The sequence below is a fragment of the Soonwooa purpurea genome (assembly GCF_053891095.1).
On sequence record NZ_JBSSMA010000004.1, the window covers coordinates 161,490 to 186,649 of the forward strand.

The following is a 25,160-nucleotide window of genomic DNA, read 5'->3' on the forward strand; positions in this document are numbered from 1 at the left end:
GGTTATTAGTTTTTTAAATTAATCCGTTAGCTCTCAAATCATCGTTATTTGACTTTCCCATTGCGGCGTAAATCAATCGTAAATATCTCGTGTTAAATTCGATCATTACGAGTTGGCTAAGTTGTTGTTGCATTAAGTCGAATCCACTTTGTTGCCCTTGTAAGGCTTCCGCTTGCATAATTCTGATAGCGTTCATTTGACCTGCTATGATAGAAGCCGTTTCTTCACTTACGCCTTTTATAGCGCCTTCAAGATTTGAAGCTGAAACACCATCGGCAAATAATGAGCTGTAAGCATCAAGAAAGCCTTGTTGTTGTAATCCAACCTGCGCAATGAGATTTTTGTAATAGGCTATCTGCTCTGGTGAGAATCCTGCAAATGATCCGTTTCCGTTCTTATCAAAACCTGCAGCCGCTAAGACTTGATTTAAGACATCTTGTAAACCATCTTGCATTCTCATTTGAAGCGCGTGCTTCACCATGTTTTTGAACACATCATTTGCAACTTTATCTAGTGACTTTGCCGCATCTTCGCCTTTTTCAAAAGCATCTACTAATGCATCAGCAAGTCCAGAAGCTAGTTGCTTAACATCGGTTTGAAGAACATCTTTAATGATATTATCGCGTATATCATCAATCATTCTATCCATTTGTCTGATCTGGTTTTCCCAATCAGCAATTTTACCGTCATCAGTATCTTTCTTGCTGCGTTCCTCGCTAATCATTTGTCGCAATTTCGCTTGTTGCTGTTGAAGGTTTTTAACTTGATCTAGTTGGTTTTTATAGACATCTTCTCCCAATGCTTTATTGATAGCGTGCTGGAGTTGCTCATATTGTTCTTTTAAATTTGCGACTTCATTTGCCCATTTTTTAATGTTTCTTTCTTTTTTTCGGTCATTGTTGAAAAGAGAACCCACAGCTTTTACAATACCGCCAATAGCTTTTATCCCTCCAGTGATTACACTAATAGGATCTCCTTTTGCCATAGTTGCTAATCCCTCGCCCATTTGTCCGATACCTTCAAGTACTCCTTGCGCCTTTTCTAATGCGTCTCCAAAGGCGTTATCTAGACTTAATCCTAAATCATCAGCAATACCTTTAATATCATTGATTGATCCGGTAATCATTCCAGATAGCTCTTTCATTGCTGATCCAGCCTTGCCAATAGCTTTTAGCTTTTCAGCCGTTGTCAAACTTTCATCGCCAATAGCTTTTATAGCATCTTTAATTGCTGTGAATGGGTTTCTGGTTGCGACCAATCTATCTATGTTTTCAATCTCGATTCGCAATTGCTCTAATGCTTCGGGAGTAGCTTTACCGCTATTTTTTAGATTTTCAAATTCAGAAACTAATTTTTGACGTAGTTGTTTCAATGAATCAATCGTCATTCGCTCTACGTTTGCAAAAGCCTGTCTGAATGCTGGATTGTTTGAAATATTATCCATAAAAGCACGAGAAAACTCGTCTGCTTCTGCTTGCCCTGCTTTCGCCATAGCATCACTTTTTTGAGAAGCCGATAAAGTTTCATCACTTGCGATCTGCTCACGAATTTTTGCGAACCTTTCAGTAATTATCGCTTTCTGCTCTTCAAAGCTTCTATGGTCGTTAAGGAATTGCTGGTATTGCTGACGTAGTTGGTCTTGTATTGCGCGTTCCTGCTCTACAACATACGCATACTCACCGCTGTATTTTGAAGCTGTCGATTTTTTATCATTCAAATATTGCAGCTTTTCCGCTTCTGTTGCCATCGTAGAAAGAGTGTCAGCGACATTTTTCTTAAATTGGTCTAATTGTGATTGTTTTCCCAACATCTCATCGATTATTTGGGAAACCTCGCTTAAAACCTCTTTTTCTTCATCAGTAATTAAAGATTTACCATCTTTATCGGTAGTGTTGGCTTTCGCCAAAAGTTCTTGCTGTTTCTTTTGCAATTGCTCAAATTGGGAAGAATCATTTGCGAGTAGATCACCATAAATTTTGTCAGCTGTCGGTTTTCCAAGGCTTTCGATCGTTGAATAATAATCAGACCATAACTTTTGACTTTCCGAAAATTGCTGTTGTAAGCTCTGTATTTGGATTTTCTTTTCAGCTTCTGCCAATTCTTTAGCTAAAGCAATACGCTTCGTTTTTAGATCAGCAATTTGTTTGTCGCCAGTTGCTTTTGAAAGTGCTTTATCAATTTCCGATAATCTTTTCTGAATTTCAGCAACAGAACCAGGAGGAAGAAACTCGTCAGCCGCCTTTTTAGCCGTTTTGGTTTTGGGTGATTTTGTCGATTTACTTAATTCTTTCGCAGCTTTATCCATTTCGGCTTTAGCTTGTGAAAGTTTATCAGTTTGCACCTTAATATCTGAATCTGCATCAGCTCTAAGTTTACTACCTTTCTTGTCATCAAGACCTGTAAAAACCGCCTTTGCTCCAAGTCCTATTTTACCAAAAAAACCAGCGTTTTCCCAATCCTTGTCGAATTGTTCTATTTCTTTATCGGCTAAAATCGCTTCTTTATATTTTTCAACAGCAATTTGAGCGTAGGCAGCAGCTTCAGCACGCAATATAAATGCATTTTCAACAGCTTTAGATTGTTGTATTAAAAACTTATCAGCTTCATTCACATTGGATATTTCAACGCCTAAATCATGGAATTTATCTTTATTTTCTTCAATATATTTTTGTTGCTTCTTCAAATCACCACCAAGCGCATTCCAAGCTGTTTGTAATTGCTTATACTTAACAATGCTTTCGGCTGCACCGTCTGCTGTGGCTTTATTTAGTTTTTCTTGATCTTCTGCCGCTTTCTTAGTCTTACCAGAAAACATAACTAACGCGCCTACAACAGTAACCAAAGCAGTAGCCAATAAAACATAAGGATTAGCTTTTGCAACAAGATTAAAAGCTCTTTGTGCTATTGTAGCACCTATTGTATTTTTTGTCGCTAATGCTTCGGCTTTCGCCTTTGCTAAAGTCTGCACTGCTACAACGGACTGTATAACGCCAGATTCTTTAGCTAAACTATTTTGGATTTGCTGAATACCTATCGCCGCCGACATTGTAGCCTGCAAACGAACCATAATTTTGTCTAGGTTTTCATTATTACCTGCAAACATTGCCATAAATCCATTGGCGGCAGAAAGTCCTCCAGACAATAATCCTAATGAATTAACCATCGCGGTGATGCTAGTGCTTCCTGATAAAGACTTTAATTCTTTATTCATCTGTTGAAGCTCACTTTGGTACGCGATAGCTTGCTTTCGCAATTCGTTATATTGCGCTGAATCTTTTTCGCCAGCAGCAGCCAATTGAAGCATTTCTTCTTTTACAGCACGTAGCTTGGATTGTAACGTGGTGTTTTTTTCTTCAAGCGGCTTAATATCTTTAGCGACTTGGACAATCATTTGAGAATACTCTTGGGCCTTTCCCTTCAATTCTTCATATTCTTCGGATTGTCCTTTACCGGAAAGCATTAAAGCTTCCATTTCTGTTTTTACAGAAGAAAGTTTTTCGCGAAGATTATCATGATTATCAATGTTTGGCTTTAAATCGTCAGCAACTTGTTTTAATTGCGCTGAATATTCTTGAGCCTTTTCTTTAAGCTCATTATATTCAGCTGTATTTCTTTTGTTATCTGCTGATAACGCTTCCATTTCTGAACGCACAGTCGATAATTTTTCACGTAAAGAAATATGTTCTTTTTCCGTATTACGTAAAGCTTCCTCTAATTCTAGTAAAGCCTTTTTTTCTAATTCAATTTCTTTAGCTATCGCAGACGCTTCTCCCATTACAGTAAGTTTAGCCTTACTAGGTGCCATGCCGTCAATGGTTTTCTGAAGTTCTTTTAATTGTGACTCCAGTTCTTTAATATATTGCTTTTGGATAACTATATTTTCTTTTGTTACGCCAATAGCTTCAATAGTGTAGTTTTCAGAAGTGGTTTTAACTATTTTTTCGCGGACTTCTTCAAGATCCTGCGTTAGATTGACATTTTTATTGCTGAATGACTCTAAAACAATATTCATTTCATTGATTTTATTTTTATACAAATCAATTTCTTCCTTGAGTCGATTAATCTCTTGTGTAAAAGCCGCTACTTCTTCATCATTTCCAATTTTTGTTGACGTTTTTTGAAGATCATCATATTTTTTCTGCAACTCGGCTAATGCCGTTTTTTGTGCTTCAATAGTTTTTAAAGCTTCAACAAAAGCACTATCAATGTTTTCGCCTGCTTTTTCCACCACATCAGAAAAGCCCATAACGCCTTTTTCACCATCTTTTAGCCCATTTTGTAATGGGGAAATATCTAATTCGGCTGTGTATTTGATCGCTCCGCCTGTTATTTCTGCCATCTTTGTTTACTTTTTGTTGCTTAAAACCTGCTGATTAATTTGAGCTATTAAGTCTGAATGGCTCATTTCCTGTAAATCAAAATCATCGGTGTTTTCTTCATCTTCTATTTGTGGAGAATCTGCCATTATTTTGAGCAATGTGTTGAACGGAATCTGATTATTTACATAATCCCATGACCATCCAAACTTCTCGCACAATGCAGCCCTTTGTCCTACTGTGCTAACAATTCCTGTGACTCCTGATCTATCCGTTCCGCTTCTTTTTCTTTTTGAACTGTGTTGGCGGCGGTCACAAGACGGATAGAGTTTATAAAATCCCCTAAATTGGAAGCTATATCTATGAGCTGACAAATTCGATTAACATCGGAAGGCTTTAAAAAATCATAGAATAATTGAGTTAACCTGTTAAATCCTTTTTCCGTGTAGTTAGTAGATAGAACAGCAATAGCGATAATCTTAGCCATAGAAAGGCGATGATTTACAGCTTCACGTTTTAGTGCTTTTTCATTTGTTTCGGTAGCATATTGCTCCATTTCAAGCGATAAAAGACTAATGCGATCTAATGTTGAATAGGGAAGCTCTTTTATCTTGAATTCATGCTTTACTTCAATCGTTTTTGGTTTTGCAAGAATGTGTTTTTGAACTTGTTTTTTTTCAACAACCTCAAAAACAAACCCATCATTAATCAATCGAAGTAATTCTGATTTTCTTTCTTCTAAGGACATGTTATTAAGTTTTTTATTTAGAAAAAGTCCATCCAATTCGGATGGACTTTTATTATGGTATTTAAGCTTTATTATGCCGACTCCTTAAAAGTAATAGGCATTACATCTGGATCGTCTGGAGTTAATGGTGTTACCACGAATTTTACTAAAAGCAAACCTTTGTCCGAGATTTCAAAATCAATTGATACATCAGCATCGCCTTTAGCGATAGTAATGCTTTCAAAGCCTTTTTTGGGTAAAATTTCCCATTCTCCATTGGCCACAACGCTAGTGCCGTCATACCCAAATGTTTTAGATGCAGCATCGTAGTCACCCCCTAAATGCGTTTTTAAAAATTGCGCATCAGGATTCATAATCGAAAATTCTAATTTTGGAATTTTATTCTCTTTATTCTTAATAGCTGGAGAAGAAACCCCTTCTTCGAAATGTTCAGTGACATCTGGAGCATCTTGCGTTAACTTACAAGTGTCTTTGTAAGTCATCCCAACCTTAGTACCATTAAAATTGATCTGTGAAAGACCGTACGTGAATAATGTTGCCATGGTTATTTATTGTTTTTTTTTAGTTTTTTGGAATTGTAAATTGTAATCTTAAATTTTGGTAATGTTCTGGACGGTTATTCCCTTCGTTTTTCCAAGTTTTATCTTCAAGAATTGTAAAACCGATATCTTTAAATTCATCGGCTGTCAAAGCTTCTGATATTGATCTTGTAGCTATGTCAGAAAGATTTTCTAACTTTTGGTAATTAGGTACATTTTGCTCTTTACTATTAATGCTTTGTTTTAAATCACCGACGTAAATATTTACATTAGCCATTCCGATTTGTGGATTGTCACGCGTTAAGGCTAACACATTTACACAAGCGTCATCTTTTAGGCTGTCCATAGGCCGAAAAGAACCTTTGTAAATTCCTCCACCTAATGCAGTCTTAAATTCAGTGCTTCGGTTTAAGATTTTAAAAAGAATTGCTGTTAATCGTTCCGAATTCATACCCAAATTCTCGTATTTAATTGGCTTAAACTGAAACCAATACTTGGTTTATCAATCCTTACCAAACCTGTTTTTTTACCTTCTTCAATAAAGTTTTCATCAATCAATGATAAATCCTTTATTTCTTCGGTTGTGACCAAAATCGGTGTACCTTCTTGTAGAATAGTTTTGTTCTTTGTAGCATAGATAATCGCGTTAAAAACGAATGATGAACCATCAGAAAGCTGTTTTATTTGCCCTTTTGAATTGACAGAATCGCGACCTTTTCCATAATAAAGCCATTGTGGAGCAGAAGCATCAACAAAATTCCCTTCCTCATCTTGTGAAGATTCTGCTCCTGGCTTTTGATAATATATGTAATATGGGTGCAGCGCCATCTTTTCTAAGAATAAAAACTAGCGTCATTAACTTCGTCATCTGGAGCATTAAGCTCCGAGATAACGTCCACTTCACCTAGTTCTTTGGCTAATAGAGAATACCACAAGGTTAATCCTTCCCAATTCCATGTTTCGGAATAATCGCCTTCTGAAACATTTTTTAATGGGATCAACGTTGAGAATTTTTTGTATGCAGATTTCTTACAAGCGATAACATCAACGCTTGCATCACCGTCTAATTGCTGCGTTACAAGCAACATTTCGACATCCACATCGGAAACGCCAAATTTTGACGTTAGATTCCTTATGTACTCTCTATTAGTCATTTTCTACTTTGTGAAGGTTGCGTTTTCAGTATCTAACAAAATAGACTTGTTAGAACCATTCCATGCTGGGAAAATGTTAGAAATCCCTTGCGTAACCTCTGTTACAGGTTCTTCAGTTGAGAATTTCTTAACCATGATAGGACCGTTCATAACCTTCAAGGCAGCAGAACCTGTCAGCGTCATGTCGATTGGCTTTTTCCAATAAGTGTTTCCGAAAGTTTCACTCTCAACAAGCGTCACAACATCGTTTTCAAATGGATTACCAGTTTTTCTTTCTCCATTGATCTCAACAGTAATATCTTGATCGATAATTCTGATTTGCATACCATCTAAGAATGGCGTTCTTGCCAGCATCGCGTTAATTGTTGCTAAATCTGGTGTCTGTGAAATTCCTAAGGCGTTTTGAGCAAAAGATGCTGACTTTTTGATAACTTCATCATTCTCTACGAATGTTGAAAAAGTATTCAAATTCATAAATGCGAATCTTGGATTGATTGGCTTCCCTCTCAAAGCTTTTTTGATTTTCACTAAGTCTGAAATCGGTTTTGCGTCTGTTGCGGACCATTTCTTAGCAACACCCTGCTTCTGCGCATCAGGAATTTGATAATCAACATCAAACTCAGTAACAACCCCTTGGTTATCTTCCTGAGAAAGACTGATTTTACCTGTTGAAATTTGGCGCAATGCCATCCACTCAACACGAGCGGCAACCCCAGTCCAACAGAAATTCATGTCATTTGCCCAGAACTCTACGATAGCTTTTAAATCTGAGTTTCCTCCAGCAAGCGCAAGCGCAATGTCGTATTCGTTAAGCTCGTTTTCGTCCATTTCGCGAGAAATAGCAACTTTCGGAATAGAACCACCGATTCTTCCAATAGCTTCACGAACTTTTCTTGGAATAGTTGATCCTCGCGCGACAATATCACCCGCAATTTTAAGCCCCACAGTGGCTTCCAATGCTTTCCATGATAAGGTCATGTTTTCCTTCAAAGGAAAAAGAGTAGGGAAGTAGAAAGGCTTCAAGTTGTATGAGTTAATCACACCTTGCATGTCCTTTTCTTGCAATCCCTGCATTAAAGTTTGATTTATCATTTTGATTGATAGTTTTTAAATGGTTATTAGTTTTTACCCCTCTTAGTTTGTGATATAGATCACGCCAGCTGGTTTATTTGCTGGCTCTGGAACAATAGCTGAATTAACAGTAGCCCTCACCCAAGCAGATACAGGTAAATTCCGGCCTTTATTAATAACTTGTGCTTCTCCTGTAATAGCTAAAGCTTGCCCTTCGCCACCTTGGACAAGTGCTGTGTTAATAGCCTTTGCTCCTAACGTCGCATCAACTGTGATTTTATCCTTGGATGGATCGGTAGTGTCAATAGCTGTGATATTCACGTCTGTTGTGCCTGTTTTGTTGATTTTATCACCAACATTAAACAAATGGCCTTTTGCTACGATGTAATCGGTTGCGGTTGTGGTTGCGGCTTCTACAACTTTTGCGCTTGCAATAGCTTTCCATAGCTTCCCAGAATCACGAGTGATAAGCGTTGCTTCGGGTAAAATATCAGCAGTTAAGCCTGTTGTTTTTACCGTAACACCGCCGGGGATGTCAGCTTCTTTATGAAAAATCGCAATTTTCTGCGCGCCTTCTTCTTGTCGTCTTTCGATATGCATCTCTGATAACTTTTTTTTGATTAAACTTTACTTAAATTGACTTGCCTCCAAGTGGATTAGAGGCTTCGCCTGTTGCAGTCTGTTCGGCTATGTACTCCTTAACCGCTGCACTAGGCTCGTCTTTCTTTCCACCTGCATTACCACCACCAACTAATGGACGTCTAAAACCTCCGTTGGCTTGGTTGGCTACTTCTTGGTTGTACGCAGTTAAATCAGTTTCAGTTTCGCCTAGAAACGCGTTGAAATCTTCATCGTCTTTGAAAGACATACGACCATAATCTCTTAAAGCCTTTTCCCTGAAAGCTTCTGGCGCATCAGCCAACTTATCATTGAAAGTTTTTAATCGATTGGAAACAATTGTGTTTTCATCAATTGTATCGAGTCTTTTTTGAAATGGTTCCACCGCTGCTTTCACAGCATTTTGAACGATTGTAGCAATGTCGGTTGGATTCGGACCGTCTTTCGGATCGTCTTTTGGATCTTCTGGATTCGGAATCGGGTTTTTACTTTTGTAAGTTTCAACCCCCTTCGTAACTTCACCATCAACGCCTTTGCGCCAATCTTTAACAAATTCAGTTACCTGTTCATCGGTTAATTTATCAACAAGTGCCTGTGCTTCTTCGTCGGTCGTTACAGTTATACACAGCGATGCGGCTAACTGTTCTAGCCCGTCTTTGCGAACGCCTTTACCAAGATATTTGGCATTAAGTAGCTCTAAAAGTTTTTGTTTCATTTTGAATTGATATAATTTGTACTTAAAGCACAAAATTATATCACATTTTCAATGAAGTATGGCATATTTTCTAATAATTAATAAAATATTTTTATCAATTGTGGCTAAATGTCGCAAATTGAAGTATATTTGTAGTACTAAAAACTAAAAGAGATATGAACGATCAGGAACTGACAGAAAATGGATTTGTATTTCAAGATAAAGGCAAAATGGAAGATGGCGAGTATTACAAGTGGTGGAAGCTTAAAATCCGAGATATTTCTATTTACTATACAATCGAATACACAGCCAAGAACGATGTCATTACCGATTATTGGGAAGTAAACGAACATAAGCTAAATAACCCAGCAAAAGGCGATATTTTAACATTAATACGGATTTTAAATAATTAAACAATATGTCAATAGGAGCAACAATTTATGGTTACAGAAATAATTTTAACTGTAAGCAAACCACTACTAAAAAAGGAAGGACTACTAAAATTAAATTATTTAATCTAATAATTAACGGTTTCAGAACAGTATCAAAATATGACGATGATTATTTTATATCAATCGCTCAATACTTCATGAAAAAAGGATACCCAAAAACATTTGGAATAACAAACGACAGAAGTAATATAGATGACTTTTTCCAAAGTGCTTTATTTTCTATTGACCCATTCCATTGGCAGTACCTTATGATGAACAATGAAAAATTTGATGTTTTTGAATGGAGAGAACAGTTTAAATTATTTGAAGAAGTTGAATTAAAGGGATTGAATTTTTATAGAAAAAGAAGTTCTATGCCATTACCGAACTTTACTTCAATGCAGGATATTTATACAAAGATTTTTAGTTTCTCTTATAAAAAAGAAGAATTATTAAAATTTCAGTTTAATAGTAGTCATTCAGAAGCAATATACATAATCACAAAGCGTATGACGATTGCTAAAGACAGATTCTATTACTGCATTGATTATGGTTATAAAGACGATTTTGAAGATGCTTGGAATAAACAAAGCCATTCATCTTGGACTATTACAATTAGTAGCGAAATGGGAGAGAATTTTATTGACTTCTGTTTAAGTATTTTCAATAATTATGATGCCATAATATCTGGAGATAAAAACGTATTAATCTCAGAATACAAAGAAGAAAAGCATTTTTATTTAGGCGGAAACTTTCAGATTCGTTCGGAAGTATAATTTAGGTTTTTAAATTTTTAGCGAGGGCAAATTATTAGCTTAAAAATATTGATATGATACTTACAGATAACGCAAGACAACATTTTGAGATTTGGTATACCGCAACTCAATGCAATAAAGAAAAAAGAAACGGCGCGAGTAATCGACAATTGCTTAGATGGCTTTATGATGATGGTCAAGGTATTATTTTGAATTCATTTATAATTGAATGGTTTGATAGTATTGGAATTTATATTTTCATAGATAATGTAAAAGCTTATAAAGAAAGATTTTGGCGATTTCATATAGCTATGAATGATTTAGATAGAAATATTAGGGAAGAATTTTATATGAATAATCGGAGCGAAATAACTTATAAAGCTATCAAAGAAGCAAACAAAATCTATAATGCAAAGTTTGAGAAAGCGGAGGGAGAAAAACTTTCGTAGAACGGAAAGAGGCTTGGCGTCAGTGCGGCGAAATAAGCTGAAACTTTCCACAATCACAAATAGACGAAAGAAGCAATCGGCGCGAATTCGAAGAATTCAATGCCGCATTGCGCCAAACCAATGTTATAAGCAGTTATAAATTATAATAATTATGAAAACAAACAGATTATTAATCAACATGCAAAATAAGGTTGAAACAATAAATGGTGCTATCAGTATGATTTTTCGACTTAAAAAAGGAGAAACGATTGTTTTAAATGGTATTCACAGATTTGAAGTTTCGATGGAAAACGACAAAGATTTTGACTACAATAAACGTTTGTCCGAATTATACGAAGAGCGAGAAAACCTACAGATTAGAATTAACCGAATGTCTGGGTATAATTGCTTATAACGGTTCGCATATACCCGAAGGAGGGGATTTTCGGGACGAAAATTCAATCCGAAGCCGTTCAACCGCTCTTTTGCCTATACTGTGTTATCTGCTGTTTTGTTCACTAAAAATGAACGTTCAGCAGGAATGAACACTTAAAAATATTGAACATTATGAATGAAGTTTTAAGAAAAAGATACAAGCAAAACGAAGCATTTATTAAAGAGCCGCCTCTTGTATATAAAGACCAAGGGAAAAATAGAATTTGCATATCTGGCGGAAATGAGTTTTTAATCGTTGGAGAAACAGAAACAGCTTATCTATGTGTAAATCCTCACATAAATATTAGATGTTCCATAAAGAAATCATCTATTTCAAACACCTATCCAAGGTACGATGATTATGTTTTGAAAGACAATTATTGCTATGGCGTCGAATGGAGGAAATCTAATGGTTTCAAAATTTTCGATTTATCGCAGTCTTTAAAAAATAGCAGATAACGGGTCAGAGGCTTTGCGTTCGTTGCTGAATGTGAAGCTGAATATTAGTAATTAAAACAAAACTTAAAAATGAGACAGAATTTAAAAATAAAAGACTTAAACAGCAATGACGCAAAACCTATGTTAAATGATGGTTTTGTTATTGACTTCTTTGAACTTATGTTTTTAGCTGAGTCCGTTATTCCAGAAAGACCAATAGCAAGGTCAATGTGTTTTGATGATTTTTCAGAAAGGCACTATCATAAAATGAATAACAACCAACGATTGCAGTTTTTTGAACACGTGCAAAAGTGTCACGGCTTCACTTTAGAAAACGAACAATGCAGACATTTTTTTGCAAGGTTTAATCCTAAAAATCAATACTTAGTTTCTTGTTTTCACAACGGCAAAGCAGAAACTATTCAATGCTATATGTTTGATGAAGAATATAGAACATCAAAGAATAGATTCGTTAATCGGGATTATATCAAAAGCGTTGTTAGGATGCACGATTCCAAAACTATCATTTAACGAGCCGAGTGTTGCCGAAGTGGTGGAAATTAAAGCGATGAAGCCAAATAAAGCACTCACGTTGAACAACGGTAAAATGTTCAAATTATGCACTTCCGCCACCATTTTGGCAACACTTTGTTAGCGGTTCGTTGCAATTAATTATTAACTAATAAATATAAAATTATGATTATTTCAGAAATTTTTTACGGTGTAAAGTGTAACCGTTGTGGAGAATTATACGAAGACGGAGAACACTCATTTTGGATTGATGAAAGTTCAGCTATTGAAAATGCTTATGAAAGCGATTGGGCTGAATTGAAAGGCAATCATTATTGCCCTAACTGCCACGAAATAGACGAAGAAACTGACGAAATAAAAGTCTATGAAGAATATCCGAAGCATTTAAAAACCCTAAATGGTTTTATTGATAGGATTTTATGCGGAACACGAAGAAATGTGATTGAAAATGATAATGAATTTTTCTTAGTCAAATGCCAATTTTATAATAAGCCAAAACTTGATTTATTCGAGGTTGAATATATCAAAAGCTTGTTGGGAGATAAATTCGTCTCGTTGGATTACGAAGAAGGCAAATACAACAGCTTTAATTGTTGTATAAAATTTAAAAAGTAGATTTTTTTGGGGTTGTTCTGGGCAATGACCGCTAACGGCTGGGTATTGCCGAATAACGGCATAAGAAGCCGAAAACGAGCTACTGAAAACGAGAGTAGATAAAAAACAAAAACGCCAACTGATAACATTCAAGCCGTTTTTTGGCAATACTGTGTTATCTGCTGTACTAATTCAAAAAGTAAAACAATGATTAATATTTTATTAAAAGACAAAAACGGAGTTGAAGTTAATAACGGAGACATACTTAGAATTGTATCTATATCACCTGAATATCAGGAGGAATATGACCCTTTTTATAGGTTTCAAAATGGAACATATATAAAGTGGCAAGAAATAGTAATTAACCCGCAAGAGGAACTTGATACATTTGGTTATTGCGGAATAGGAATAAATGAAGATTTCACAAAAGAAATGCTTTTAGAATTATTCGATTTGCCAACCAAATGTAATGAAGAAGAATATCAAGAATGCGTAATTGATGTTATCTGTGAAGAATTAAAAATCAAACCAAAAACTGAGAACGAATTTTTTGAAATAATAAATGGATTTGAAATAGTAGGAAATTCTTTTAAAACCCCTGAATTGTTGAGAAGTTCGGAAGTATAGCAGATAACGATTTATGGCTTTGCGAGGTTGCGCTTATGTTGCACAGTAGTTTCAGCGCAATCTTGCAAAACCACTTGTTATCTACAGTAATTTTTTCAAAAGCGATGGCAAAAATGGCGTAAGCCAATAAAACAAATAAAGTATGAAAAAAAAGATAATTTGGAGTCTATTTGATTCAGAAACCGCAATTACCCAAAAGTTAAATTCAGATGAATATGAGGTTTATTCTATTGGATTACCAAGTTCAAGTGCAATAACAAATAATTTTATATCAATGGATTTAAGTAAAAGAAGTTGTTTAAAAAAGTTAGAAAAACTACCAAAACCAGATATTATATTTGCAAGCCCTCCTTGTGAGAGTTGGGTAATGGTTAATATAGGCAATGTAATTCATTTTAATAGAAATTTTAATGAGTATAATTTTTATTGGCAAAGAAATTTTAAAGGCAATGATTTTTTACCAAAATACAGATTAAATAGATTATTAGGACAGAAAACGGCTTACTTTACTTCTGAAATAATTAAAAAATTTAAACCTGAACTATGGTGCATTGAGAATGGAAGCAGTAGTTTAATTTTTAAATACTTATATAAATATCATAATTTAAAAGGAAATCAAAACAAAACTTATTATTCAAGTTACGACAATATAAATTTTGGAAGAAAACCAACTACAATTTATAGTAATTTAAAAATGAGTTTAAGACAATATTTTAAAAAGTCAAACATTGCTACAACAGACCACTTAGTAGGAAGTAAAAGAGGAACAAAAGAAGTTAGAATGGATTATGCAACAAGGTCAGCAGTTCCAATACAGTTATACCATAATATTTTAGAAATATATGAGGGTAAAGGACAATTAACATTATTTTAAACTAATATTACGAAGCCACGACTTTTTTAAGCGGTATGAACGTAAAAAGCAAGGGCTTGAAAAATTATTGTAGATAACTACCGCATATGCGAACTTAACAAAACCACCTATAAACAAAGGATTTATGGAAATGAAAAATCAAAATACAGCACACTGTCAAGTGCCAACTGTCAAGTATAACGGTAGATATTACCGAGTGCAAAAAGACCGAAATGGATTTGAATACATTAAAGTTTCACAATATGGCAAAAGAGTTATAATTGCCCTTTCCACTTTAGAGTCAAAAGATCCTGTATTTAATTACGTTTTCAATTATGGATTTCGTAACAATCCTAATCCAGAACTAGACAAATTAGCTCGTGAAAGAATTTATAATAAATAGCATTAAAACATGAATCACACCCAAAAAATATATCAATTCTTATCACAAATTTTCGACTATTACAACTTTAGCCTTTTTGAATCTAAGCTCTCAAGTTGTGTTATTTCAATTGGAGCAAAAAATGCATCTGGCGTTTTTTACCGCAACAAATGGAAAACTCAAGAAGGAAAGATTATACACGAAATCGCAATTAATCCAGAAAGCAATTTTCACGCTGTTGATTTTCATCAAGCAATTGTACACGAAATGTGCCACCTTTGGCAGTTTGAGCACGGTATGTACCAGTCAACAGAAGGATATCATAATGTAGAATTCGCAAATAAAATGCAGTCAATCGGATTGGATGTGTCGAGCACCGGAATGGCGGGCGGTCAAAGAACAGGATTTCAAATGTCGGATTTCATTATTGAAGATGGTCCATTTGAGAAAGCTTTTAAAAAGTTTCAAGAATCAGACGAAAAAGAGTTTATGAATATTTGCAACCTTGAATCCTTTCAAGATGTTAGACCGAAGTATAACCGATTAAAAGCAAAATATTCTTGCAATTGCGGTACCAATATCTGGGGAAAGCCAAATTTAACTGGTTTATTTTGTAAAAAATGTAATAGTGATTTTGTAATTAAAAAATAGTAATTTTGAGATATGGATAGTAAAGAATTTTTAGAAACAAGAATACCAAATGTCAATTTTGACAATTTGAAATACAGCGCGGGTTTTGACTTATTAAACGACAATCCTTCCATCAAAGAAATTTCTTTTGGTGATGTTCCAATAGACGTTGAGTCAGTGATGGGTGGATCTTTGGAATTGCCTAAAGCTATGATTGATGTTAGAGAATTAAGAATAGGGAATTATCTTAATCATTTTGAATTAGGAATAGTTGAAGTCATCGCTGTTGGTAAAGATTATATCCATTGTATTTTTAATAGTGAAACATTCTATGAAAACATACGTAGTTTTTCTCCTATCCCTATTACAGAAGAAAGACTAATTAATGCGGGATTTTCTAAAGATTTTGGCAAGGACATATATAATAAAGAGGATATTACTTGGTATTTTTGGAATCCAAGTAGTATAATAATAAACATAAACAATGGTTTTGTTAACTATAATCTTGAAATAGAATGTGGATACATTCACCAACTCCAGAACATAGTATTCGACTTAACTAAAAAAGAAATTGAATTTAAAACAGAAAACCACCCTTAAATGAGTGGTTTTTACTTTTTAAAAAACTTCCAGATCCACCACGCCAAAAGCAACGGTAAAGCTAAAAACATCTCAAAAGGTATTCCGTAAGAATATCTCATTTTTTCAAAATAGATGTCATAAATTAAATCATCAAGCCAAATCCAGAGTTTTTCCATATAAAAAAAATTCTAACAATTATAATAAATTTACAGATGATGACTTTCAGTAAAAAATAAAAAGTCAATCTGAAATAATAAAAAAAACTAAGTTGATTTTTTATTTAGAAATGCGTTAGCACTTTCCATTGTGTATTTTTTGTTGAACTTTTGTTTTCTAAATGGATTCCCAGATGTATTAAGCCATTTGTAATAATCGCCTAATTTACCTTTGTTACTTTTAATATGATCCAAAACAGACTGTGATGCAGATTTATTCGCTGATAATTTAGCTTTACTTTCATTTGCTTTTCGCTCGCTAATCTGACGGTTTAAAAACTTTTCTCTTCCAATTTTATTAACATATTTGCTGTTTTTTTCAAGCGCATAAGCAATAGCCCACCGTTGTTTATCTGTAAAGCTATACCCTCGTCTTAAACTGAAATTATTATCAGATGTTAATATTTTGTAAGCAACAGAGTCTTTATCAACAATCTCCCTTAATTCATTTATTAATCTTTCTGAAACTTGAATATGTAATTCACTAGCGTATGTTCCTAATGAAGATATAGTATTAGTGGTCGTATTAATTGATGATATATCATTAAATATATCTTTTACGCTTACTGGATCTTTCTATAGGTTTGCATTTTCATCCTCGTTATCCCCTCCATTATTACCAGTGGCTATGCTTGCGTTAAACAATCCAAGTGCTGCTTGATTACAACGCTCGTTTCTAATCTCTGAATGTAAAGTTGTGCGCATAGTTATTTAGTTTTCACAAAGTTAAAAATAATTTTGCATGACTGATTTATTATCTTGTAACCAATACGGAAGCGTTGCAGCTCTCAAAATACGGTCTTTATTCTCAATCAAATAATCATTCAGTTGGATTGGCAAATTATCAATTAATTTTGGCTTAAATTCGGCTTGTTTGCCCATGAAAGTTAATCGGTAAAGTTCTTTTCTTTCGGCTTCAGTAATTAATATCGGAACCATGCGACAACGACATTGCGGATGCCAACCAGTCCACAAGAACCATTTCGGATAATCACCAGCTAATCGTTTACAAACAGAGCATTGATTTTCGGTATTATTGCTTAAAACGATACGATAACCACTAACCAAAGGGTTGTCCTGAATACTAAGCCATTGGCTGTGTCTGTACGCTCGGTTTATTTCGGTTCGAGCTAAACGATTGGCGTTTTTGAAAGATGATCGATAAACGCCTTGCCCTGGATGATACTCTTGCGCAGCTTTCGACCATTCAAGTTTTCCTGTCTTTTTATTTTTTACTTTTCGATAAAGGCGATCTGGCTCTTTCAGATTCTTTTTAAGATCTTTGGTTACATCATCGGCAGATTTCCCTTCTTTGATGGCGTTTTGAACCATTACGTCAATTTCTTTTGGTATTTGCTCATACAAGAGCCACACACGATTAGAAATAGTTAAACCGCCTTTTGTCTCGTTGTAGAAAGTTCGAGCCGAATTTACACTATTTCTGGACGTTTTTTCGGCAATGGTTTTTAGCTTTTCAAAAACAGAAACTTGATCTAAGGTTTTAGCATATTTTGAACGTAATCCTTTCCAAAGTTTTTCGTTTGCATAATCCCATTCGTTTTGAATTGAGTTTAGAAGCGTTACTTCGAATTGCTTTCTATTTGCTTTCAGATATTTATTTAGTTTTCGGATTACATTTTTATCTGTAAAAATAGAGTAGTCGTCAGTCCCTTTTGTTAAGGCTTGTTTGACTTGTGGCAACGAGATTAAAAACAAAAAATTATTCTCGATTAACTTTTCTAGTTGTCGGATTGTTTTTTCGCGCTCGATATTGCGCTGCACATCTTCGTTGCTGAGTCTTTTGTCTGGCATTTACAAATCTCCTTTTTTTAAATCTGATAACCAATCATCGAACGATGCCTTTTTTGTTGTCACAAGTTTAATATTGACTCCCATTTCCGCTAATGATTCCGATTCATTTGCGAATATATTGTCAAATTGCATAAATGAGCTTGTTAAAACATCATAACCTTTATTTTCGACCTCTCTAGCGTAATTCATTCCAGCAACAAAAACAGCAGTGTAGCCTACCGCATTCACGCTACTGTCTCCTGCTATTTCGGTGCCAACTTTCACTCCCTCAGATCCATCTCCTTGTCCTCCGGTACCTGCGTTAGAAAAAGATGATTTTATTAATTCCCCATTTTTAAACAACGCAAAACCAATAGACGATCTTAGATTATTCGTTCTATCTTTATATGGTTTTGTTGAGTAAGTATTGTTTTTAGCAAAAATTTGCAATTGTAATAATGTTGCATGTAGCATTGTTTCTATGGTATCCTCTAATTTTTTTATAAAATCATTAATATCCATTAATTTAAAATCTGCTTCAAATCCCATAATTAAATATATTTAGTATATAATATTAGCTTTCCTGTCTTACTGATTGAGACTTTTTCAATTAAATAACTAGAATCACGCTTTATGAGAAATTCTTTTTCATTTTTTTTAGATCTCTTTCCAAGTCTTCTTTGTACATCAACACCCTCTTTTACTCCACTTATTTGCATAACAGTTGTTTTCCCTTTTCCGGTATCTCTCGCAAAATATGCTGCTGTATTTAAATCTTTAGAGGTTGACGAAAACCCCTTGTCTTTCAAAACTTTTCCTTCAAGCTTTAACTTTAGTTCTGATAAATCATTGATATCTTTGATTTTAAAGAGTTGTTTTAAAGTCATTGTAAAATTATGATCTAAACCTCGGTATAAAGTATCATTTGTTACATCTTTGATTCTATCAATATCTTTTATCAAGTTTTTGTAAATATCTGGCTCATCATACCTAAGTTCATTATTAATACCATCAAATGCATTGCCTTGATATGTTTGAATTGCTGCTACGCTCGCGTTGTAAAGTCCAAGTGCTGCTTGATTGCAACGCTCGTTTCTAATCTCTGAATGTAAAGTTGTGCGCATGGTTATTTAGTTTTTAATTTTTCGTCAGGTGTCATAACTCTTCGTCACTTTCTATCGGGGTAAATTCGACTACCTCAAAATCTCCTATTTGAAGGAATTGAGCTTCTACAAGCGAAACTATCCAATTCCCGTTTTTGTCTTGAATTTTATCATAATTCTGAATTATATAAAGTTGAAACTTCCACTGCTGTGAGTGGGTAGTTGTAGATTTTTAAATTGGTAAGCGAGCCGTTAAAACCTAAAGAACTTCCTGCTCTTTGACCGATAAATAATATATTATTTACGAAATTTTCCGTAATATTTGCTACTGAACTGGGACTCTGAATATAATCTAAGGCTCCATTCACATATATTTTAACTTGGTTTACCCCCAAACTCCTATCAACAGATAAAACAACGTGAGTCCAAACATTCGTATTTATATCAGATGATGAACCACCACCATTATATCTAGGTGTGGAATGTGTTGTAAATGTAATTTTACCATTGACGCCAGAACGAAAAGCATTATTTAAATTATAATCTGTTGATAACTCAGCAATATTTCCTACTTTTGTCTGTGTAGTTTTAATCCAAAAAGCAATCGTTACCTTATTTGAATTTATCGGTAAATTGGTAGTGGTTTTAATAGACTGTGAACCGTTGAAAACTGCGCAATATTCACCTGGTTTTCTGCCTGAAAGTTCAAAGGTTGGTTGGTTTGACATACCACCTGCAACCATTGTGTTTGTTCCCGTTAAATCTGTGAAATCATTTTGGAAAGGTAAATCTAAAATAGGTACAAGCGTTGGAACAACCTCCCTCTCCCAAACCAAACTGCTACCCAAATACACCTTCTGCGCTTCGGCTTGATCTAAGCGCACATCTTTTATGTTGATATTTCCAATTTTAAACAAACTCATTTTTTTATGGTTTTATAATATAAATTGTTGAATTATCCTTAGTTACGATTGCATCGTATTGAGCTTGTGTGCCTGACCATAATTTTAATGCACCACCTCCGTTTTGGTCTGTGATTGAATCGTGTGTGTGTGTACTTTCTGCCTTACCATTTAAAGTAGTTTGTAAACTTGTAATCTGTGCAATAGTATGTGTATGTGTTGAAGGTGTAAAGGTGGTTGGTTTATCAGTAATACCATTCCATGAGGTAGTACCAGGATCTCCCTTATCTCCCTTATCTCCTTTTAAACCTTGAATCCCTTGCAAGCCTTGTTCTCCTACATCGCCTTTATCACCTTTAACACCTTGAATACCTTGCTCACCTTTTTCGCCTTTCGCTCCATCTACACCATCTTTTCCATCAGTACCGTTTTTACCATCTACACCATTTTTACCGTCGAAATAGTCAACTCCTTTTTGTGGCGTATAACCGTCATCGCCTTTCAAGCTATCGAGCCATTCGGATTCAGTACCGACAAAACCGTTTTCAACCGCTATTTCGTATGCCGATTTACCATCAGAACCAGAACCACTACCGCCTATATTAATCACCGAAATTGATAATGAATAACTTATGCTTTCCTCTTTGATTTCAAGTGTGAAATTAGCATCAGAACTATAAGCGCAATCACACGGCTCTGAACTTATTTTAAAAGCTTCAATAGCAATAATTTCAATAGCAATATCTTTAAGATTTGCCCAATACTCAATTTTATAACTTCCTATTTTTTGGCTTTCCAATTCGTCAAAAGAAAAATAAACGTCATTTGCATTTTTAACGCCTTGTATCTCAGTAATTAGAGTATTTTGGAAATTATAAACCTTTGCAGAAAAAGTGTCTTGATTTATTTGTCGGTCTGTAAATGTGAATTTGCGACCTTGAAAAGTGCTACCTGCAACCTCGCAACCACTTAATTTTAATGCCTTGCAACTCATTTTTTTTATTATTTAAAATTATCCTGCTGGAGGAAACATCTCCAATGTATTCGCTTCTCTTTGTTCTTTTGCAATTTGCTGTAATTCCTCATCAGTATCTTGCGCCCATGCGATTTGCTGAACACCAAGCTTCTTAGACATAACACCTGCGTTTACAGCTTGTGTAACAATATCAACAGTTTCCTTGTCATCGCCCATGATGAAAGGTGTGATTTCAGCACTTATCATTACGTTCTCAGCGGCTTGTTTGTACTGTTGGTTAAAGTCAGCAATGAAAGATTTTATAATTGATATTCTTCGCTGTAAGAATGGCCCTAAAAAGATTTCTTTCGACTTAACTTTCAAGTGCGCATCCATGAACAATAACTTTTGAGCTGCCGCGCCTAAATTTCCGATTGATTTCATGGAGTTGAACGAAACATCTGGCGTCTGTGTAAGTGAATAAATATCCTCACGATTCATCAAATGCTGAGTTTTAACACCTTCGGCGGCGTTCTGAGATTCTAACAACCGAACATCAGCGTCTTGACCGATTTCAATAACTTTACCAGCTTGCCCTTTTTTTGAAAATCCATTGATTTTTCCCTTTACAACCGTAGTTGGATTAGAATGATAAGCGTTGGTATCTGAAAAATTAGATCGTAAATTTTCATCATCAGCGATGATTGATTTTACTTTGTCAAATTCTGGCTTTTCCTGTTGAACATAGGCAATAGGAATTTTACCAATGTTTATTTTGATAGGAAAACCATCCATAAGCTCCCAATCAGAATCTTTGCGATATTGATAGTGGTTATCGGCTGTAAATACGTCGAAATATTCTACTTCTTTATCTTCCTCTTTAATTGAGAATTTACGACCAAAAGCAATCAAGTCGCCCGACTTATCGAAATACGGAAACAACTCTTCTTTTTTTGAAAGTTTAAATTGAATTACTCGCAATTTCATTTTTGTAGGGAAACCGTAATTAGTATGCTCAACGCCTGTGTCGATAGGGTACCATAATTCGGCAACCTCAGTATATCCAAATAATTCTTGCGCTAAATCCTGGTCAAAGAATTGCATTTTATTGTCGTGAATGATTCTTTTTAATGCATTCAATACAGCAATTTCGTTGGCATCTTTTGTATCTGAATTATACTTTACAGGCGTTCCAAATGCAAAAGCGGCGGCTTTGTTTACAATCTGCTCTTGATAGGCTAATCCTATGCGTGCTACTTTCTCCCATCGCATTGATATTGACGTGGTTTTTCCGCCTTTTGTAACTGTTTTTACTCCAGCATCGGCAATTTCACCTTCATCGGCTTTTACCTTCTTGTCTTCACGCTTTTTTTTATCAAATACATCGTGTTTATTAGGGTCAAGTTGCTTTTCGATTTCTTCGACATCTGGAAGCTCCGTTGGTCGTTTTTCTTCAAACTTCTTGACAAGTTTTTCGAGTTCTGAGCTATCGGAAGAATTTAATAAATCTTGTAGCTCGTTTAATTCCTCATTCATGGTTATTGGTTAGTTTTTAGTTTATTATTTTGGATTAAAAGCCTCGAATTCTTCTCTTGCTTTATCATATAGATCTTTTGCAATATCCCAAACTAAATCCAAAACTTCTTGTTTTCTATGATTAGGAATTGTCACCCATCCAGAATCAACATTTGATAAGCTTAAGTCTCTTTCGCTATTCTCATGCGCGGTTTTCCAATTGTCAATATTGGTAAAAGATTCATCCGCTCGTAGATAAGATTGATTCAACTCGTTTGCTTTTTTTAAATCTTCTTTAGTCATCTCACTTTAATTTTTCGCTATTACTTTTTTCTTGGATTCCTCCAAAGATTTAAACTTTATTTCTGGAGTCTTGTAAACTATTTCATCAGTCTTTGTCCAGTTGGATTTTATTTGGTCGAGCTTCATTTTTATTTCTTTTTCGGTTTAATTTTTTAAAAATATCCTTCCGCACTTTCACCGTCATCTTCTCCCATTTTCTCCACCATTCCGGTAAGCACATCGAGACCGTCATCATGTTTGTTTTTTCCTGTCTTCATGTAGGTTGTAACATGTTGATAGAATTCTGGCCACAAGTTTTCCCAACCTTCGGGGAAATAGATCATATTCATCACCTCGTTTGATCTCGTGAAAATTCGTATTTCCTTATTTCCACCTTGATGAAAGGTCACAAATTCAGTCACTAAATTCTTTAAGATTCGGGTTTGCGTTTCAACATTTCGACCATAGGACCTACCACCGTTATTACTTTCAATGTAGCAGATTTCTGTTTCGTGCTTAGTAAGCATTTCGGCATGTTTCGGCTCTGTGTATTCTTGTGGCTTTTGAGTGAATAAAATATCCTCAACAAATAAACCTCTTTCAGTTTCCGTGTAATTTATAGAACATAAATAATCAGATCCAGTATCAGCGACGTCCGTGTAGTTTTTCTTTAGCATTTTAAGAGAGTACGGAACCACGCCCAAAGTGTAAGTCTTGAAAGGCCTATCATACATCAAACCCTCTTTTGGCTTTGGATTCATTTGATATTGAGTTTCAAAAACAAATGGGTTTTTAACTCTCATTTCTTTCAATTCAGCTACCGTATGTTTGTGTTCCCATAACGCCTTTTCTTCTCCGTTTTCATCGTTATACAAGCATGGAAGCTCTATCAATTCCCACTCACCACCATCGTCAACACCTAAAACACCTTCTAGCTTTTGGAGATAACCGCAAAGATCATTCATGTGAAGCCTTTGCATAATGATGATAATAGGCGTATCGCGGCTATTTACACGATTTCGAATTGTAGTATCAAACTTTTGATTTACTGCTTCTCTTTTTTGGTCTGAAAGCGCATCATCTGGCTTTATTGGATCATCGATAAGAATAGCTCCAGCAAACTCAGAATCATAGTAAGGAATAAAGTTTTCAAAATCTTTTTCGTCATCTTCATGGCTTTCTTCCTGTACTGTTCCTGCTCCAAATCCTGTAACCTGTCCACCAGAAGAAACCGCGTAAAAGCCACCTCCGTGGGATGTTTGCCATTTCTTTTTTGATTCAGAAGTTAATTCTAAATCGAAAAGTTCCTGAAAGGCTTCACTTGTTACCGTGCCTTGCACCTCACTACTGTTATCCATTGCGAGGTCAGCAGAATATGAAAGATGAATGAATTTACAAGCTGGATTGATTGCGAAACCGTATGCAGAAAAGTTTTTGATTACTAGCTCGGTTTTAGAATAACGCGGCGCGAGATTAATCATTAATCGCTTTGTTTTGCCTTGAATTACCCTATCTAAGGCGTTGCAGATTATCTCGTGATGTTTATTGACAATAAATTTTTTTCCGAAATTCTTTTTAAAAAAATAACGAGTGAAGTTCAACGTTGAGCTTAAAACCCACGTTTTTGTTGCATCAATATCTCGTATTTCTAAAGTTTCGGACATTTATTTATTTAAAGTTTTACGAACAAATCTTTGTCTCGCCAACTCTTCGCTGAGTTTGTAAACTCTTCTTATGGTAGGGCTTATTCTCTTCCATATAATTTGAAAACGCTCTTCTTCTTTTTCTGTTAACTGATATGGATCTTTCTCCACAGACTCTATACTTGTTTCACTTCCAACACTCGCATTAAACAGCCCCAACGCCGCTGCATTGCAACGCTCGTTTCTAATTTCATTGGTTAAAACTTTTCTCATGTTAATAATCTTCTTCTAAATTTTTAAAATATTCTTTAAGTTCTTCTGGAGTTAGTACGCGCGCTTTGACTGTTTGAATAATTTCTTGCTGAGGTTGACCAAACATATAATTTCGGAGGTCGGCAATTGCCTTGCTTCTGGTGCTTTTGTCGTTCAATTCAGCAATGATATATCGAAGTGCTAACGGTTGTTTTTTATCAGCTACTAAAGCTTTCAACTCATCCTCTGTGGCGTTGAAAATTAAAGTGTAGAATTCAACAAGTTGCTTCTTTGTTAAAGCTTGAATCCCTTTCTTTTTTAGTGCTTCATTTACTTTAGCAAAAGATTTACGATTTGCCCCAGTACGGTTAATGTTCTGTGGGTTTTGCGCAAATCCGTTTGTGTTTGCTTTAGCACTGTTTTGTATATTTTTATTTCCCGACATCTCGGTTGCTTCTCGTTTGCTTTTCAATAAAAAAAAGCTCGTCTTTCCGAGCTGTCAGACTTAGTATTGAATCTTTATCGTTCTCAGTGTATAATCTTTAACAGCGTTTAAGTATCGCACTTTGTCGGCTTTCAAATGATTTTCTTTGTCATCAGAATTTCAAGTTTGCTTCGTTACATTGGTACGCAATAACTCAGCTCCATACCTAACCACCTATAACTGCTTTTCGAT

At 35.1% G+C, this 25,160-nt stretch carries 33 protein-coding genes; 12 read left to right on the top strand and 21 right to left on the bottom strand.

The features are described from left to right. Positions 1-13: 13 nt before the first annotated feature. From ACVFVN_RS05425 to ACVFVN_RS05465, 9 genes are all read right to left on the bottom strand, one after another. Positions 14-4,339: a hypothetical protein gene (locus ACVFVN_RS05425; protein WP_456234510.1), complete on the bottom strand. Its 4,326-nt coding sequence runs from the start codon at positions 4,337-4,339 to the stop codon at positions 14-16. Positions 4,340-4,551: 212 nt separating this feature from the next. After that, positions 4,552-5,064 carry a hypothetical protein gene (locus tag ACVFVN_RS05430; RefSeq protein WP_456234511.1) on the bottom strand — a complete coding sequence of 171 codons (513 nt, stop codon included), beginning with the start codon at positions 5,062-5,064 and terminating at the stop codon, positions 4,552-4,554. A 71-nt stretch (positions 5,065-5,135) separates the two neighbouring features. Continuing rightward, positions 5,136-5,606: a hypothetical protein gene (locus ACVFVN_RS05435; RefSeq protein WP_456234512.1), complete on the bottom strand. Its 471-nt coding sequence runs from the start codon at positions 5,604-5,606 to the stop codon at positions 5,136-5,138. A 19-nt stretch (positions 5,607-5,625) separates the two neighbouring features. After that, positions 5,626-6,054 (bottom strand): hypothetical protein, encoded by a 429-nt coding sequence (locus ACVFVN_RS05440; RefSeq protein WP_456234513.1) that lies wholly within the window; start codon positions 6,052-6,054, stop codon positions 5,626-5,628. Further along, positions 6,051-6,431: a hypothetical protein gene (locus tag ACVFVN_RS05445; RefSeq protein WP_456234514.1), complete on the bottom strand. Its 381-nt coding sequence runs from the start codon at positions 6,429-6,431 to the stop codon at positions 6,051-6,053. The genes ACVFVN_RS05440 and ACVFVN_RS05445 overlap by 4 nt, the downstream gene beginning before the upstream one ends. A gap of 5 nt (positions 6,432-6,436) precedes the next feature. Then, positions 6,437-6,757, bottom strand: coding sequence for a DUF6706 family protein (locus ACVFVN_RS05450; protein WP_456234515.1), 321 nt, complete (start codon positions 6,755-6,757; stop codon positions 6,437-6,439). 3 nt (positions 6,758-6,760) lie between these two features. Next, entirely contained in the window at positions 6,761-7,849 is a 1,089-nt protein-coding gene (locus ACVFVN_RS05455) for a major capsid protein (protein WP_456234516.1), read from the bottom strand. 42 nt (positions 7,850-7,891) lie between these two features. Beyond that, on the bottom strand, positions 7,892-8,428 hold the full coding sequence (locus ACVFVN_RS05460; protein WP_456234517.1) for a hypothetical protein: 537 nt from the start codon (positions 8,426-8,428) through the stop codon (positions 7,892-7,894). Positions 8,429-8,459: 31 nt separating this feature from the next. Next, complete coding sequence (locus tag ACVFVN_RS05465) at positions 8,460-9,161, bottom strand: hypothetical protein (protein ID WP_456234518.1); 702 nt, start codon at positions 9,159-9,161, stop codon at positions 8,460-8,462. A 155-nt stretch (positions 9,162-9,316) separates the two neighbouring features. Between ACVFVN_RS05465 and ACVFVN_RS05470 the strand changes: the two genes are divergently transcribed. The 12 genes from ACVFVN_RS05470 to ACVFVN_RS05525 all read left to right on the top strand — a co-directional run bounded on the left by ACVFVN_RS05470 (position 9,317) and on the right by ACVFVN_RS05525 (position 15,844). Continuing rightward, positions 9,317-9,553: a hypothetical protein gene (locus ACVFVN_RS05470; RefSeq protein WP_456234519.1), complete on the top strand. Its 237-nt coding sequence runs from the start codon at positions 9,317-9,319 to the stop codon at positions 9,551-9,553. Positions 9,554-9,558: 5 nt separating this feature from the next. Beyond that, positions 9,559-10,347 carry a hypothetical protein gene (locus tag ACVFVN_RS05475; protein WP_456234520.1) on the top strand — a complete coding sequence of 263 codons (789 nt, stop codon included), beginning with the start codon at positions 9,559-9,561 and terminating at the stop codon, positions 10,345-10,347. A gap of 53 nt (positions 10,348-10,400) precedes the next feature. Further along, positions 10,401-10,775, top strand: a complete 375-nt coding sequence (locus ACVFVN_RS05480; protein ID WP_456234521.1) for a hypothetical protein — start codon at positions 10,401-10,403, stop codon at positions 10,773-10,775. A gap of 151 nt (positions 10,776-10,926) precedes the next feature. Continuing rightward, positions 10,927-11,169, top strand: coding sequence for a hypothetical protein (locus ACVFVN_RS05485; RefSeq protein WP_456234522.1), 243 nt, complete (start codon positions 10,927-10,929; stop codon positions 11,167-11,169). A 152-nt stretch (positions 11,170-11,321) separates the two neighbouring features. Further along, the gene (locus tag ACVFVN_RS05490; protein ID WP_456234523.1) at positions 11,322-11,648 is read left to right on the top strand and encodes a hypothetical protein; all 327 of its coding nucleotides are present in this window, start codon (positions 11,322-11,324) and stop codon (positions 11,646-11,648) included. Positions 11,649-12,066: 418 nt separating this feature from the next. After that, positions 12,067-12,282: a hypothetical protein gene (locus ACVFVN_RS05495; RefSeq protein WP_456234524.1), complete on the top strand. Its 216-nt coding sequence runs from the start codon at positions 12,067-12,069 to the stop codon at positions 12,280-12,282. A gap of 41 nt (positions 12,283-12,323) precedes the next feature. Then, the gene (locus ACVFVN_RS05500) at positions 12,324-12,773 is read left to right on the top strand and encodes a hypothetical protein (protein ID WP_456234525.1); all 450 of its coding nucleotides are present in this window, start codon (positions 12,324-12,326) and stop codon (positions 12,771-12,773) included. A 186-nt stretch (positions 12,774-12,959) separates the two neighbouring features. Continuing rightward, entirely contained in the window at positions 12,960-13,379 is a 420-nt protein-coding gene (locus ACVFVN_RS05505; RefSeq protein ID WP_456234526.1) for a hypothetical protein, read from the top strand. A gap of 142 nt (positions 13,380-13,521) precedes the next feature. Further along, entirely contained in the window at positions 13,522-14,253 is a 732-nt protein-coding gene (locus ACVFVN_RS05510; protein ID WP_456234527.1) for a hypothetical protein, read from the top strand. Between the two features lie 130 nt (positions 14,254-14,383). Beyond that, positions 14,384-14,635: a hypothetical protein gene (locus tag ACVFVN_RS05515; RefSeq protein ID WP_456234528.1), complete on the top strand. Its 252-nt coding sequence runs from the start codon at positions 14,384-14,386 to the stop codon at positions 14,633-14,635. A 9-nt stretch (positions 14,636-14,644) separates the two neighbouring features. Then, on the top strand, positions 14,645-15,265 hold the full coding sequence (locus tag ACVFVN_RS05520) for a SprT-like domain-containing protein (protein ID WP_456234529.1): 621 nt from the start codon (positions 14,645-14,647) through the stop codon (positions 15,263-15,265). 12 nt (positions 15,266-15,277) lie between these two features. Next, positions 15,278-15,844 (top strand): hypothetical protein, encoded by a 567-nt coding sequence (locus ACVFVN_RS05525; RefSeq protein WP_456234530.1) that lies wholly within the window; start codon positions 15,278-15,280, stop codon positions 15,842-15,844. Positions 15,845-15,855: 11 nt separating this feature from the next. Here the strand turns inward: ACVFVN_RS05525 and ACVFVN_RS05530 are convergent, their stop codons facing one another. From ACVFVN_RS05530 to ACVFVN_RS05585, 12 genes are all read right to left on the bottom strand, one after another. Further along, positions 15,856-16,002 carry a hypothetical protein gene (locus ACVFVN_RS05530; protein WP_456234531.1) on the bottom strand — a complete coding sequence of 49 codons (147 nt, stop codon included), beginning with the start codon at positions 16,000-16,002 and terminating at the stop codon, positions 15,856-15,858. A 615-nt stretch (positions 16,003-16,617) separates the two neighbouring features. Then, positions 16,618-16,746, bottom strand: coding sequence for a hypothetical protein (locus tag ACVFVN_RS05535; RefSeq protein WP_456234532.1), 129 nt, complete (start codon positions 16,744-16,746; stop codon positions 16,618-16,620). Between the two features lie 21 nt (positions 16,747-16,767). Further along, complete coding sequence (locus ACVFVN_RS05540; protein ID WP_456234533.1) at positions 16,768-17,853, bottom strand: hypothetical protein; 1,086 nt, start codon at positions 17,851-17,853, stop codon at positions 16,768-16,770. Next, positions 17,854-18,381 carry a hypothetical protein gene (locus ACVFVN_RS05545; RefSeq protein ID WP_456234534.1) on the bottom strand — a complete coding sequence of 176 codons (528 nt, stop codon included), beginning with the start codon at positions 18,379-18,381 and terminating at the stop codon, positions 17,854-17,856. It lies immediately after the preceding gene. A gap of 2 nt (positions 18,382-18,383) precedes the next feature. Then, on the bottom strand, positions 18,384-18,956 hold the full coding sequence (locus tag ACVFVN_RS05550; protein ID WP_456234535.1) for an ADP-ribosyltransferase: 573 nt from the start codon (positions 18,954-18,956) through the stop codon (positions 18,384-18,386). A 149-nt stretch (positions 18,957-19,105) separates the two neighbouring features. Further along, positions 19,106-19,858 (bottom strand): LamG domain-containing protein, encoded by a 753-nt coding sequence (locus ACVFVN_RS05555; protein WP_456234536.1) that lies wholly within the window; start codon positions 19,856-19,858, stop codon positions 19,106-19,108. A gap of 4 nt (positions 19,859-19,862) precedes the next feature. Beyond that, the gene (locus tag ACVFVN_RS05560; RefSeq protein WP_456234537.1) at positions 19,863-20,831 is read right to left on the bottom strand and encodes a phage upper tail fiber protein; all 969 of its coding nucleotides are present in this window, start codon (positions 20,829-20,831) and stop codon (positions 19,863-19,865) included. Between the two features lie 18 nt (positions 20,832-20,849). After that, positions 20,850-22,328 (bottom strand): phage portal protein, encoded by a 1,479-nt coding sequence (locus ACVFVN_RS05565; protein ID WP_456234538.1) that lies wholly within the window; start codon positions 22,326-22,328, stop codon positions 20,850-20,852. Between the two features lie 24 nt (positions 22,329-22,352). Beyond that, positions 22,353-22,610 carry a hypothetical protein gene (locus ACVFVN_RS05570; protein WP_456234539.1) on the bottom strand — a complete coding sequence of 86 codons (258 nt, stop codon included), beginning with the start codon at positions 22,608-22,610 and terminating at the stop codon, positions 22,353-22,355. A gap of 152 nt (positions 22,611-22,762) precedes the next feature. Then, positions 22,763-24,070 (bottom strand): phage terminase large subunit, encoded by a 1,308-nt coding sequence (gene terL, locus ACVFVN_RS05575; RefSeq protein ID WP_456234540.1) that lies wholly within the window; start codon positions 24,068-24,070, stop codon positions 22,763-22,765. Between the two features lie 183 nt (positions 24,071-24,253). Further along, positions 24,254-24,505, bottom strand: coding sequence for a hypothetical protein (locus ACVFVN_RS05580; protein ID WP_456234541.1), 252 nt, complete (start codon positions 24,503-24,505; stop codon positions 24,254-24,256). A gap of 1 nt (position 24,506) precedes the next feature. Further along, positions 24,507-24,929, bottom strand: a complete 423-nt coding sequence (locus tag ACVFVN_RS05585; protein WP_456234542.1) for a hypothetical protein — start codon at positions 24,927-24,929, stop codon at positions 24,507-24,509. Positions 24,930-25,160: the final 231 nt, after the last annotated feature.